General features: G+C 45.1%; 12 protein-coding genes. 10 read left to right on the top strand and 2 right to left on the bottom strand.

Features of this window, described 5'->3' with window-relative positions:
* The 3 genes from ABDV94_RS09785 to ABDV94_RS09775 all read left to right on the top strand — a co-directional run bounded on the left by ABDV94_RS09785 (position 1) and on the right by ABDV94_RS09775 (position 3,405).
* Complete coding sequence (locus tag ABDV94_RS09785) at positions 1–933, top strand: NAD-dependent epimerase/dehydratase family protein (protein WP_343606935.1); 933 nt, start codon at positions 1–3, stop codon at positions 931–933.
* A 12-nt stretch (positions 934–945) separates the two neighbouring features.
* A complete protein-coding gene (locus ABDV94_RS09780) occupies positions 946–2,163 on the top strand; it encodes a glycosyltransferase (protein WP_343606933.1) in 1,218 nt (405 codons plus the stop codon).
* A gap of 165 nt (positions 2,164–2,328) precedes the next feature.
* Positions 2,329–3,405 carry a glycosyltransferase family 4 protein gene (locus ABDV94_RS09775; protein ID WP_343606931.1) on the top strand — a complete coding sequence of 359 codons (1,077 nt, stop codon included), beginning with the start codon at positions 2,329–2,331 and terminating at the stop codon, positions 3,403–3,405.
* 102 nt (positions 3,406–3,507) lie between these two features.
* Here ABDV94_RS09775 and ABDV94_RS09770 read toward each other — a convergent pair whose 3' ends face one another.
* Positions 3,508–3,678, bottom strand: a complete 171-nt coding sequence (locus ABDV94_RS09770; protein WP_343606930.1) for a hypothetical protein — start codon at positions 3,676–3,678, stop codon at positions 3,508–3,510.
* 211 nt (positions 3,679–3,889) lie between these two features.
* Positions 3,890–4,183, bottom strand: a complete 294-nt coding sequence (locus tag ABDV94_RS09765) for a GIY-YIG nuclease family protein (RefSeq protein WP_343606928.1) — start codon at positions 4,181–4,183, stop codon at positions 3,890–3,892.
* 264 nt (positions 4,184–4,447) lie between these two features.
* Here ABDV94_RS09765 and asnB point away from each other — a divergent pair, with 264 nt between their 5' ends.
* The 7 genes from asnB to ABDV94_RS09730 all read left to right on the top strand — a co-directional run bounded on the left by asnB (position 4,448) and on the right by ABDV94_RS09730 (position 12,588).
* Positions 4,448–6,346 carry an asparagine synthase (glutamine-hydrolyzing) gene (gene asnB / locus ABDV94_RS09760; RefSeq protein WP_343606926.1) on the top strand — a complete coding sequence of 633 codons (1,899 nt, stop codon included), beginning with the start codon at positions 4,448–4,450 and terminating at the stop codon, positions 6,344–6,346.
* A 20-nt stretch (positions 6,347–6,366) separates the two neighbouring features.
* A complete protein-coding gene (locus ABDV94_RS09755; protein WP_343606924.1) occupies positions 6,367–7,233 on the top strand; it encodes an SRPBCC domain-containing protein in 867 nt (288 codons plus the stop codon).
* A 44-nt stretch (positions 7,234–7,277) separates the two neighbouring features.
* A complete protein-coding gene (locus ABDV94_RS09750) occupies positions 7,278–7,574 on the top strand; it encodes a GNAT family N-acetyltransferase (protein ID WP_343606922.1) in 297 nt (98 codons plus the stop codon).
* A gap of 178 nt (positions 7,575–7,752) precedes the next feature.
* Positions 7,753–8,568, top strand: a complete 816-nt coding sequence (locus tag ABDV94_RS09745; protein WP_343606920.1) for an oxidoreductase — start codon at positions 7,753–7,755, stop codon at positions 8,566–8,568.
* Between the two features lie 100 nt (positions 8,569–8,668).
* Entirely contained in the window at positions 8,669–9,478 is an 810-nt protein-coding gene (locus tag ABDV94_RS09740; RefSeq protein ID WP_343606919.1) for an AraC family transcriptional regulator, read from the top strand.
* Between the two features lie 32 nt (positions 9,479–9,510).
* Positions 9,511–10,092, top strand: coding sequence for an RdgB/HAM1 family non-canonical purine NTP pyrophosphatase (gene rdgB / locus ABDV94_RS09735; RefSeq protein ID WP_343606917.1), 582 nt, complete (start codon positions 9,511–9,513; stop codon positions 10,090–10,092).
* Between the two features lie 267 nt (positions 10,093–10,359).
* Complete coding sequence (locus ABDV94_RS09730; RefSeq protein ID WP_343606916.1) at positions 10,360–12,588, top strand: NADP-dependent isocitrate dehydrogenase; 2,229 nt, start codon at positions 10,360–10,362, stop codon at positions 12,586–12,588.
* The last annotated feature ends 238 nt before the right edge of the window (positions 12,589–12,826 follow it).

Here is a 12,826-nt window from a genome sequence, read left to right as displayed (position 1 = left end):
ATGACACCAACCAAAACAAACATATTGATCACCGGAGGAGCCGGATTTATCCCGTCTTCCCTGGCTGACAAACTGCTTCAGAATCCGAACTATTTCGTGGTGCTGGTAGACAATTTCCTGACGGGAAGAAAAGAAAATATTCCCCAGCACGAAAACTGCAAGTTCATTCACGGCGATGTCAATAATTTCGATGACATCTCCCCGATTTTCAGTTTGTATAATTTCGACTATGTGTTCCATTACGCGGCAGTGGTTGGAGTGAAACGCACACTGGAAAACCCGATCATGGTTCTGGACGATATTTACGGTATCCGGAATATCCTTGACCTGTCTAAACGTACCGGGGTGAAACGCGTGTTCTACGCCTCTTCCTCGGAAGTATACGGCGAACCGGTTCACCTGCCGCAACACGAAACCATTACGCCGTTGAACTCGCGGCTTCCGTATGCGGTTGTGAAGAATGTGGGAGAATCTTATTTCCGTTCCTATCAGCAGGAATACGGCCTGGATTATACTCTTTTCCGTTTTTTCAATACCTACGGACCAAAGCAAAGTACCGATTTCGTGATGTCGCGCTTTATCAAGCTGGCATTGGCGAATCAAGATATCCCGGTTTACGGCGACGGTTCCCAAACCCGCACATTCTGTTACATCGATGACAACCTGGATGCCTGCATCAAAGCCATGGAATCGGGGCAATTGATCAACGACGTGGCGAATATCGGAAACGGGAATATCGTCACGATCCTGGAATTGGCACAGACCATTATCCATCTCACGAATTCCCAATCGAAGATCGTGCATTTACCGCCATTGGAAGAAGGCGACATGACCCGCAGACAACCCGATATTTCTAAAATGAATACGCTGCTGGGGCGACCTTTTACCGAACTGGAACAAGGAATCAGCATTATTTTGAAGCAGCTTCACTAACATTCCCACCGGATGAAGAACGTTCTTTACTTGTCATACGACGGAATGACGGATCCACTGGGACAAAGTCAGGTGCTTCCCTACCTCATCGGTCTGAGCCAGAAAGGATTTTATTTCACTTTGATCAGCTTCGAAAAACCGGAGCGTTTTGAACAGGAACGGGCAAAAATCCAGGCGCTTTGTGATGAACACCATATCGACTGGAAACCCCAGGTATATACTAAACGACCTCCGGTTTTGTCTACATTACTTGATGTCCGGAAAATGAGCAAGATTGCATTTGCACTACACCGGGAGAAACATTTCCAGTTGGTGCATTGCCGGAGTTACATCAGCGCTCTGGTCGGAATGAAACTCAAGCAGAAAAAGGGAGTCAGGCTGCTTTTTGATATGCGCGGTTTTTGGGCGGATGAGCGTATTGAAGGTGGAATCTGGAGCATTCAAAATCCGGTATTCAAAGCCATTTATTCGTATTTCAAGAAACAGGAAAAACGCTTTTTTGAGGAAAGCGATGCAATCGTGAGCCTAACGGAAGCCGGAAAAGAAGAAATTCTGAACTGGAAACTTTCGTCCGTTACCTCTGAAAAGATCACGGTAATTCCCTGCTGCGTTGACCTGAAATTATTCGATCCGAAAAAAACAGACGAAGACCTCTTACATCAGAAAAGAAATGAATTCCAACTCAAAGGTAAATATGTAGTAGGCTATGTCGGTTCAATCGGAACCTGGTATCAATTGCCGGAAATGCTCTTGGCGTTCAAACGGATCAAGCACCTGAAACCGGATGCTGTTTTCCTGTTTGTAACCAAAGAAGTTCCTTCGTCCATCTTGCTGGAAGCCAAAAAACTGGAAATTGACCCAGCATCGATCCGGGTTGTTTCGGCACAGCACCAGCGCGTTCCGCTGTTCATTTCCCTGTTCGACTGCTCCATTTTCTTCATCCGTCCCACGTTTTCCAAAAAAGCCTCTTCTCCTACCAAACAGGGCGAGATCATGGCAATGGGAATTCCGCTGATCTGCAATGCAGGAGTTGGAGACACGGATGGAATCGTGAACCACTATCACGCGGGATTGGTACTGAAAGATACCAAAGACGAAACCATTTCGGGTTTCGAACTCGATTTTTCCGGTTTCAACAGGGAAACCACCATGGAAGGTGCTAAAACGTATTTCGGGCTGGAACGTGGGATTGATGCTTACTTTTCGATTTATGATCGATTTGTCGGATAAGATAAGACACTTTGTCGATGACCTGAACCCTGCACTGCAACCGGGCAAATCCCGCACGTGCGGGATCCATCCTTTTTAAGTTACAAGGTGAATCAGGATGAAAAAAATCGCATCACTTGTTTTAATTAGCGAAATGTCTTCAAAAAAAAGCCCACTTTTGCTCCTGTGAATCCGAAGAAGATCCATATCATTGCCCCTTATCCGAAAGGTGAAGCTCCCTCTCAGCGTTTCCGCTTTGAACAGTACCTCGGATTCCTGGAAGAACATGCCTGTGAAATTCATTATCACGCTTTTCACACGCAAAAAAGCTGGGATCGTCTGTATCAGAAAGGACAATTTTTCCGGAAATTCCTGGATCTGAATTACAATTTTCTGCGCCGCTGGGCACTCCTCTTCAAACTGGCCGGAGCAAAACACATTTTCATGCACCGCGAAATGGCACATGTCGGCCCACCCGTATTTGAATGGTTCCTGGTGAAAGTCATGCGCAAAAAATACACCTACGATTTCGACGATGCCATCTGGATTCCGAACTACAGCTCAGTCAACGCGCGTTTTCAGAAACTGAAATGCTACTGGAAAGTACCCTATCTGATCCGCTGGGCAGAGCAAATCAGTACCGGAAACGAATTCCTGGCAAATTATGCCCGACAGTTCAATCCGAATGTGCAGGTCATTCCAACGACAATTGATACCCGAAACCAGCATTCCAAACTGGTCGATCATCACCGGAAACCTATTGTGATCGGCTGGACAGGAACGCACTCTACGATGCATTACCTGGATTTTATAGTTCCCATTTTGCGGAAACTGGAACAGGAATACACCTTTGTGTTCAAGGTCATTTCGAATAAAAAACCGGATTACCAGCTCCAATCGCTCGTTTACCAGGATTGGAAAGAAGAAACAGAAATTGAAGACCTGGCCGAAATTCAGATCGGTGTCATGCCACTGGTACTCGATGCCTGGTCGGAAGGAAAATGCGGATTCAAGGCACTGCAATACATGAGTCTCGGAATGGCGAGTATTGTTTCTCCGGTTGGTGTGAATACCAAAATTGTTGAGCAGCAGGAAAACGGACTGATTGCAGATTCTGCCGAAGAATGGGAAGCAGCCTTGAGGCAATTACTCCGGGATGAAACACTCCGAAGCAAATTGGGGGAAAAAGCCCGGAAATCAATCATTGAAAACTGGAGCGTGGAAGCCTGGAAAGAAAACTACCTCAAGTTACTGAGAGTATAACATATTCCGCTGCCCGTTTAAAAACGCCTTCTGAAAACTAAAAAAGGTGTCTTTCACCTTTTCGGATCCGGACACCTTTGCTTTTGTGTGATGTAAATTCAGTTACGAACCACAGCCTACGCATTCGATGTAACTGTCCATCGGACGTACACCTTCCAGCTTCATTTTCAGGTTATGGATTTGATCTTTGATGTCCATATCTGCAAACATGTCACCCGTCAACTGTGCTTCCAGCACTGCGATTTCTTCTGTCAATTGTTGTTTGTTTTCCATTATTTGAAGGGTTTAAAATGATTCATGCAAGTTACGAAATTAACCCTTTTCAACAACGGCGGGGAGTTCCGAATTTATGAAGAGAGTTTTGAACAATGTTCTTTATTCCACGAAGCCCCTACTTCGACTCCGCTCAGTAAACGGGGCAGTTTCATCATAGAACAATCCGTAGCGGGTTTACTGAGCGGAGTCGAAGGCAACATTCAACATGTCATTCTTTGTATTTAAAATGGCTCAAATTCTGACATTCGGCAAATTGTTTCAAATCAACTGGTCTGCTATTGATTAAAGCTTCCTTTTTTCGCCGGCTCCATCCCTGAACCTGTTTTTCCCGATAAAATGCCCAATCAATCCGTGTAAATTCTTCGTAATAGATCAATTCAACCGGTCCGAATTTCCGCGTATGATTTGCTCCTTTCCCGGATTGATGCTGTTCTAATCTCCGTAAGAGGTTTCTGGTACTTCCAGTGTAGTAGCTGTCGTCTGCACAGCGTAAAATATACATATACGCATTCATCCCAAATCAGTTATTCTATTTAAGTTACAAATCAATTTGATCACTACCAAATCTGATTTAACACCCTAATCCGACTGTTGATCAAACGATCTGTTTTAAGTTGACTGAACGACTTGTACTCTGTTGACTGAGCGGAGTCGAAGGCAACACTCTACTAATTTCTTCTTTTTATAACACTTCGATCAAACGAAGAGCCCGCTTTTTCGTTATCTTTACTATTTACGACCAAATTGTTCGAAACGGGATAACTATATGTGCGGAATTACGGGTTTTATTGATTTCAACGGGGCATCTTCAGAACACGACCTGGAGCAGATGACCCATTCACTGGAGCACCGCGGGCCGGATGGCTTCGGGACATTTATTCATGGAACCGCACACTATAAAATCGGACTTGGACACCGCAGATTATCTATTCTGGAACTTTCCGAACTGGGGAAACAACCCATGAACTGGAACCAGTACACGATTGTCTTTAACGGCGAGATTTACAACTTCTCAGAGATCAAATCCGACCTCCAAAAACGGGGACACCAGTTCCTTTCCGAATCGGATACGGAAATGATTCTGCATGCTTATGGAGAATGGGGCGAAAAGTGCCTGGATCGTTTTATCGGGATGTTTGCTTTCGTGATCTACGATGCCGACAAGGAAGCCATTTTCATTGCCCGCGACCGTGCCGGCGTGAAACCGCTTTTCCTGTATCAAAACAACGGTTTGTTCCTGTTTGCCTCCGAGTTGAAGGCATTTCACCAACACCCGGATTTCGAAAAACACATCAGTATTCCGGCTGTTCAGGCGTTTTTACAATACGGAAGCGTTCCAACGCCGCATTGCATTTTTGAGCATTGCCGGAAACTGGAACCCGGACATTTCATGCGCTCTTCTTTGAAGAATTTCCAGCCCGAAACCGTTCAATACTGGAACGTATACGATTATTACAATCAACCGAAACTGGATCTTTCGGTAGAAGAAGCTAAAAATCAAACGGAAGAACTGCTCAAATCGGCCTGTGAATACCGCATGGTATCAGATGTTCCGGTGGGCGTTTTTCTAAGCGGAGGTTATGATAGCACCTGCGTAACGGCATTGTTGCAGAAAGAGCGCACGGAAGCATTACGAACCTTTACGATCTCTGTTCCCGACATCGGGTTGAACGAAGCTCCTTATGCGAAAACTATTGCGGAAGTATTGCAAACCAATCATACGGAAACGGAGTGCAGCGCGCGCGAAGCCATCGACCTCATTTCCGAATTGCCTTATTTTTACGACGAGCCTTTTGCGGATTCGAGTGCTATTCCGACTACCCTGGTGTCGAAAATTGCACGTCAGCATGTAACCGTTGCACTGAGCGCAGATGGCGGAGACGAGGTTTTTGCCGGTTACAACCGCTATGAGATGATCCTCAAATACGGCGAAAAACTCAATAAAATTCCGGCATTTGCCCGCAAAAGTATGGCTGGAGTCATGGACCGGATTCCTGCTGATTCGATTCCTGTGCTCAAAAACAAGTACAACTTTGCACAGCGCTACGAAAAGACCAAAGCTATTTTACGCAATACCAGCGACCGGAATATCATGCTCAGCGTAAGCCAGTTGTTCACCGATGAACAAATCGAAAAACTGAGCACGCATTCGTTTGAAAAACTGTCCAGTTACTTCGATAGTACCGAGCTCACGAATTACAGTCCGCTGGCTTTTGCCCAGGCAATGGATTACCAGACCTACCTGCTGGACGATATCCTGCAAAAGGTAGACCGCGCATCCATGACGGTGAGTCTCGAAAGCCGGGAACCGCTTCTCGACCATCGTTTGATCGAATTTGCGGCGCAGCTTCCCGATGATTTCAAATTCCGGGACGGCTCCAAAAAATGGTTGTTGAAAGAAATTGTACACCGCTATATTCCAAAATCGGTCATGGACAGACCCAAAATGGGCTTTGCCATTCCGATTGAATCCTGGTTGAGAAATGAACTCCGGGATCTGCTCGAAACTTACTTATCCAGGGAACGCATCACTGAAACCGGGCTTTTCCACTGGTCCGAAATTGACCGGCTGAAAACGGCTTTCCTTTCCGGAAGGACTGAATTCGGGGTGAAGATCTGGTACCTCCTGTCTTTCATGATGTGGTATGAAAAGTGGGGAAAATAAATAGAACCAAAACAACGATTATGACAAATACGGCAATTGAAACTGTAATGGATTTTGACGTTCCCGCAAGAGACCTTTGGGAAGCAATTACGAATCCTTCCAATTTTAAGAAATGGTATTTTCATATACCACATTTCACAACAACGGTTGGCGAAAGCTTTGATTTCTATGAATCCGAAGCACGTAAATTTCTGCACCACTGCACGGTTCTGGAATTTGAAAAGGGAACAAAATTCGTTCATACCTGGGAACATCCGCAACAGTCGAAAGGTTCATCCGTTGTGAGTTGGCTGGTAGAACCGATCGACGATCACCATTCCCGGTTGACCCTGCGCCACGAAGGATTGGAAGCCTTTGCAGACGCCGGACCGGAATTTACTCCTTCCAATTACCAAATGGGCTGGGATGCAATCATCAAGACCTCCCTGCGCAATTACCTGTACCTCATCGAAAAACTGCATTTCTCCATCAATATCAACTCGCCGCAAAACCACGTTTGGCAGACACTTTGGGGAAAAGAAAGCTATACCGAATGGACTACTCCTTTTTGCGAAGGCTCTTATTACGAAGGTGAAATCAAACCCAACGGACGCATTCATTTTTTGATGCCTGGCGGAAGTGGCATGTACAGTGATATTGTATTCTTTAAAGAAAATGAACTGGTGATCTTCAAACACATCGGAGAGGTGCTTGATTTCAAAGAACAGGAACTCAATGAAGAAACAAAGCACTGGACCGGTTGTTTCGAAATTTACCGCTTAATGGAAATCAATGCGAACACGACCGAACTGGAAGTAGAGGTCGACGTGACGGATGCACATATCGAATTCATGAAAAAGAAGTTTCCGCTCGGACTGGAAAAACTCAAGGCTCTGTGTGAAGGTTAACCCCGGTTCAAACTGAAAATTGATTCCTTCTAAAACAAACAAGTATGAGCGAACCTCTGAAAATTACACATAACGAAGAACTACAGCAATTTGAATACCGGGAAGGGGATGTTCTCGCAACACTGACCTACAAGTTTTACAAAAAAGACATTGCGTTTATGCACACGGATGTTCCCGAATCACTGGCAGGAAAAGGAGTTGCAAGTGCGCTTGCATCGGCAGCTTTTGAATATGCCCGGAAAATCAAAAAGCTGGTGATGGTGTATTGTCCGTTTGTGGCATCTTATGTCAAACGGCATCCGGAATTGAAAGACCAGATTGACAAGCAATACCTGGGATAACAGCTGTTTTTCAATGGAAAAGTTAATTTTGGTGGATAAGTGTACACTTACCCACCATTTACCCGGGTAGATACCGAAAAGCCATCCTTTCGTGAGCCTGTGAGCAAACTATTTTGAACTTCTGAGCAAAATCAGTAACTTGTGAATGAACCAACTTTGCTGTATCAAATTCACAACGATGAAACACGTTATTTTAATTACAGGCGCTTCTTCCGGGATGGGAAAAGTATTCGCCAGAGACCTCGCGAAAGAAGGTCATATTGTTTACGGCGCTGCCAGAAGAACTGATTTACTGAAATCCCTGGAAAAAGACGGAGTCAAAACCATTGCGCTGGACGTAACCGATGATGCTTCCATGCGATCCTGCGTGCAGACCATTCTCGAACAAGAAGGCCGGATCGATGTATTGGTCAACAATGCCGGATACGGTTCCTACGGTACAGTTGAAGACGTTCCAATGGAAGAAGCAAAACGCCAGTTTGAGGTAAATGTCTTCGGATTGGCGCGGATGACTCAGCTCGTACTTCCTGCCATGCGCAAACAGAAAAGCGGGAAAATTATCAATATTTCTTCCATTGGAGGGAAAATTGCCACACCATTCGGAGCCTGGTACCATGCCAGCAAATTTGCAGTAGAAGGTATGAGCGACAGCCTCAGATCAGAAGTCAAACCTTTCGGCATTGATGTAGTTGTAATCGAACCGGGAGGAGTGAAATCCGAATGGGCAGAAATTGCACAGGAAAACTTCGTGAAGCAGACTAAAAATACGGCTTACGGCGAAATGGCCAAACGCTTCAAAAAAGCATTCGAAACGACGCTTTCTAAAAATGCGGAACCGGAAGTTATTTCCCGGTTGGTTTCAAAAGCCATTGCTTCTTCCCGTCCGAAGACACGTTATTCAGGTGGGTACATGGCCAAACCCGCACTATTTCTTCGCCGCTGGACAGGAGACCGCACGATGGATAAAATATTGTTGAGCCAACTTCCAAAGTGAGAACAAACGTTCAAATCGTATAAACGCAACATTGAACTATTGAACTATTGAACTATTGAACTATTGAACTATTGAACTCTCCAAATAAAAAAACAACTCCATGAGTGATATTCTTCAGCAAAACATCCTGCTTTCTTGTGTACACAACCAACATTACGGTACCGAACAACTCGTTCCGCACCACGTTCTCGGGATCATCATTTCAGGAGTGATGGAAGTCTTCACTTCCGAAGGAACCATTTTCCTGGAACCCGGCAGTATCGGTGTAATGCGAAAAAACACGTTACTAAAAACGAAAAAGCATCCGTCGGCAGACGGGAAACCTTTCAAGTCCATTTCTCTTTTTCTGACGGAAGACGAATTGAAATCATTTGCGTTGAAGAACAACATTCCGGGCCAGGAACGCTTTACCGAAAATCCCCTGTTTGAAATCCCCAAAAAAGGGCTCTTTGCCGGTTTCTTCCAATCCGTGATTCCCTATTTTGATCAGCCAGATTATTTCACTCCCAGCATCGCGGCGTTAAAAACCAACGAAGCCATTGAATTACTGCTTCAGCTCAATCGTTCCTTTTTCCTTCCCTATTTGTTCGACTTCAGCCAACCGTATAAAATCGATCTGGAAGGCTTCATGCGGAAGAACTTCCTGTTCAACATCCCCTTATCGGAATTCGCCCGGCTTTCGGGCCGCAGTCTTTCGACTTTCAAGCGGGATTTTTCCAGGATTTTCCGCGAAACACCTGAAAAATGGCTCAAGCAACAACGCCTGCAGGAAGCCAAAAGTCTCCTGCAATCAACCGAACTGAGACCATCCGACGTGTACCTGCTGGTGGGCTTTGAGAACTTTTCGCACTTTTCAAACGCTTTCAAAAATTATTTCGGTTACAACGCCTCGCTTGTCCCCAATTCGTAGAAAAAAACGTACATTAACGCAAAATTCGATGCATGAAACTACTTTTTGCCTCTTCCAACGAGCATAAAATTGCTGAAATCAAAGCTATCCTGCCACCCGGTTTCCAGTTGATTTCGCTGAAAGAGATCCAGTTTCACGACGAAATTCCCGAAACCTCCGATACCATTGAAGGAAACGCGATCCAAAAGGCCACGTTTCTGGCGGATAAAATGCACATTCCCTGCTTTGCAGATGATACCGGTTTGGTCATTCCAAGTCTAAACGGAGAACCCGGAGTGTATTCTGCCCGCTATGCAGGAACACAGCGCGATGCAGATGACAACATGAACCTGGTGCTTGAAAAACTGAAAGATCAAGAAAACCGCCACGCGTACTTCACAACGGTCATTGCGCTTTACATCAATCACAAAGTACATGTGTTTGAAGGGCGCATCGACGGAACGATTATCAACGAAAAGCGCGGACAGAACGGTTTCGGTTACGATCCTATTTTTATACCTGAAGGAAGCGAAAAGACCTTTGCGGAAATGTCTGCCGACGAAAAGAACGGGATGAGCCACCGCGGAAGATCACTCGCCAAAATGACGGAGTATCTCAAATTGGTAACACACTAAACAAGTCAGACTCCAGGTACTTTTTTGTTTTAACGGGCACGTATTTCACTTGCCGGAAAAAGCTGTTTTTATTCGAAAATGAACAGATCGAAGCGCCATAAACCGCTATTTCACAGCCGGTGTATACCAACTTTGCACAAATATCCCGAAAGAGGGAAAATTAAGCTTCTGATTTGTTGATATTCCAAACCTCAACCATTAAATTTGCCATCGTTCGTTAAGAATCTTTCTTAGCGGTAATAACTCAATAATTAGAATCAAAAAATTATGGCAGACTCACATTCAACCATTCTGTATACACTTACCGATGAAGCACCGGCATTGGCAACGTATTCGTTTTTACCGATCGTTAAAGCGTTTGCGGCAACTGCGGGCATCGATGTAGAATCAAGAGATATTTCCCTGGCAGGGCGTATTCTTGCAACATTCCCGGAATGCCTCACAGAGGAACAGCGTATTCCCGACGCATTGTCTGAATTGGGTCGATTGGCCACTACACCTGAAGCAAACATTATCAAGCTTCCGAATATTTCCGCTTCTATTCCCCAGTTGAAAGATGCCATCGCTGAATTGCAGGCTTTGGGGTTCAAGGTTCCGGATTACACGGAAACACCTGCTACTGAAGAGGAAAAAGCAGCAAAAGCAAAATACGATAAAATCAAGGGAAGTGCTGTAAACCCGGTACTTCGCGAAGGAAACTCTGATCGTCGTGCTCCGAAAGCGGTGAAAAATTATGCAAAGAAACACCCGCATTCCATGGGGGCATGGAGTGCTGATTCCCAAACCAACGTAGCAAGCATGCCGGAAGGTGATTTCTACGGAAGTGAGAAATCCGTGGTTGTTCCTGCTGCTACCGACGTGAAAATCGAATTGGTCGAAAACAACGGAACCACACAGGTTCTGAAAGAAAAAACTTCATTGAAAGACGGGGAAATCATCGATGCATCGGTGATGAGCCAAAGAGCACTTCGCGCTTACATTGCAACAGAAATTGAAGAAGCAAAAGCGAAAAACCTCCTGCTTTCCGTTCACCTGAAAGCAACCATGATGAAAGTTTCCGACCCGATTATTTTTGGAAATGTGGTTTCGGTTTACTTCCGGGATGTCTTTGAAAAACACGCTGCTGAATTTGCGCAATTGGGAATCAACCCGAATAATGGTTTGGGAGATTTGTATGCAAAAATCGAAGCACTTCCTGCTGATCAGAAGGCAGCTATTGAAGCAGATATCCAGGCGGTTTATGCAAAGAATCCTGCTTTAGCAATGGTGAATTCCGATAAAGGAATTACCAACCTGCACGTACCAAGTGATGTGATCGTAGATGCATCCGTACCGGCTGCAATCCGTACTTCCGGAAAAATGTGGAACAAAGAAGGTCAGTTGCAGGACACCCTGATGATCATCCCGGATCGTTCTTATGCAGGAGTTTACCAAACAGTGATCGACTTCTGTAAAAAACACGGTGCATTGGATCCAACAACGATGGGTTCTGTTCCGAACGTAGGTTTGATGGCTCAGGCTGCTGAAGAATACGGTTCTCACGACAAAACATTCCAGATTCCGGCTGACGGAAAAGTACGTGTTACAGACGCTGCCGGAAACGTATTGCTGGAGCACAATGTAGAAGCTGGTGATATCTGGAGAATGTGCCAGACCAAAGATGCTCCGGTTCGCGACTGGGTGAAACTGGCTGTAACAAGAGCGCGTTTGAGCAACACTCCTGCTGTATTCTGGCTGGATAAAAACCGTGCTCACGACCGTCAATTGATCGAAAAAGTAGAATTATACCTGAAAGATTACGATCTGACAGGATTGGATATCCGTATTCTTTCTCCTTCCGAAGCAACCCAGTTCTCACTGGAGCGCATTGTGAAAGGTTTGGATACGATTTCCGTTTCAGGAAACGTATTGCGCGATTACCTGACAGATTTATTCCCGATCCTGGAAGTGGGAACTTCAGCGAAAATGCTTTCCATCGTGCCGTTAATGAACGGAGGAGGATTGTTCGAAACAGGTGCAGGTGGTTCTGCTCCGAAACACGTAGAGCAATTCCTGGAAGAAGGCTACCTGCGTTGGGACTCTTTGGGAGAATTCCTGGCACTGGCGGTTTCTTTTGAGCACTTGTTCAACACAACCGGAAATGCAAAAGCAAAAGTATTGGCTGAAACATTGGATGCCGCTACTGAAAAATTCCTGGAAAACGATAAATCTCCTGCTCGTAAGGTTGGGGAAATCGATAACCGTGGAAGTCACTTCTTCCTGACATTGTACTGGGCACAAGCTTTAGCGGCGCAGAACAATGATGCGGAATTGAAAGCGAAATTCACACCTGTTGCAGAAGCATTGACCAACAGCGAAGAAAAGATCAATGCTGAACTGATCGGAGCGCAGGGACACAAAGTAACTATCGGCGGGTACTACAAACCAAACGCAGCAGAAGTTTCCAAAGCCATGAGACCGAGTGAAACTTTCAACCACATCATTGATGCAATTTGAGAATAAATCCTTTTGACTCATAAAAACAAGTCGGGGCGAAAAATTTTTCGCCCCGACTTGATTATTTATAATCAGAATTCAGCGCCACGAATAAATACTTTTGATTCGGGAAAGCCTTCAATAAAAACGTGGTTAATTCGCAGCCTCGCAAGTAACCGTTTCGGTCGTATACTTACTACATGCTTCCTTCAGTGTTTTCTTAGATGTGTCAACACTGAAACTATGTCCGTCACTGCAT

Origin of the sequence: Fluviicola sp. (assembly GCF_039596355.1) — a bacterium.
Taxonomy (GTDB): domain Bacteria; phylum Bacteroidota; class Bacteroidia; order Flavobacteriales_D; family Crocinitomicaceae; genus Fluviicola.
This window is presented reverse-complemented; position numbering and strand designations above follow the sequence as displayed.